Raw genomic sequence first — 906 nt, forward strand, 5'->3', positions numbered from 1 at the left:
GGCGGGAGGTGGGGCTGATGTTCCAGGATCATCAGCTCTTTCCGCAGCGGGATGTGGCGGGGAATGTGGCCTTCGGGCTTGAGATGCATGGGGCGGGGCGTAAGGCGGCTGCTGAACGGGTCGGTGAGCTGCTGGAGTTGGTCGGTCTGCCGGGTGCGGGGCGGCGGGCGGTCGCCACGCTGTCGGGTGGCGAGCAGCAGCGGGTGGCGCTGGCGCGGGCGCTGGCGCCGGGGCCGCGGGTGCTGATGCTCGACGAGCCGCTCGGGCAGCTGGACCGCTCGCTGCGTGAGCGCTTGGTGGTGGAACTGCGGCAGCTCTTCGGGCGGCTGGGGACGACGGTGCTGGCCGTGACGCATGACCAGGGGGAGGCCTTCGCGCTGGCCGATCGTGTGGTGGTGATGCGGGATGGGCGGATTGCGCAGCAGGGCACGCCGGTTGAGGTGTGGGAGCGGCCGGTGGATGAGTTCGTGGCTCGGTTTCTCGGCTTTGCGAATGTGGTGCCGGCGACGATCCGCGGGGATGTGGCGGATACGGAGTGGGGGGAGGTGCCGGTGCCTGGCGGGTCACCGCAGGGCGAGACCTCTGTCCTGATCCGCCCGGCAGGGGTACGCCTGGACGCCGCGCCCGGCGAAGGGCTCAAGTGCGCAGTGGAAGGACGCACTTTCCGCGGCGACCACGTAATCGTCCTCCTCCACCCGGAACACGGCCCGCCCCTGGAGGCAGCCTGCACGCTACGGCAGGCGCCGGAGGTGGGGGAGACGGTGTCTGTGGCCTTCTCGGCGACGGAGGTGGTGGGGCTGCCCGGTACGAGCACACCGTCCGGCCCTCGGCCTGAGGCTCCGCCGCCTGTGCACTGATTGCCAGCCTGCCTTACTACGGCCCCAGCGCCTCCGCCTCGCCCTCCCC

General features: G+C 71.5%; 1 protein-coding gene. It reads left to right on the forward strand.

What is annotated here, in order from left to right:
• A partial coding sequence (locus tag G5C51_RS42195) for an ABC transporter ATP-binding protein (RefSeq protein WP_165246239.1) occupies window positions 1-857 on the forward strand: 857 nt, incomplete at its 5' end.
• Window positions 858-906 lie beyond the last annotated feature (49 nt).

This window comes from Streptomyces coryli (genome assembly GCF_011044975.1).
Taxonomy (GTDB): Bacteria; Actinomycetota; Actinomycetes; order Streptomycetales; family Streptomycetaceae; genus Streptomyces; species Streptomyces coryli.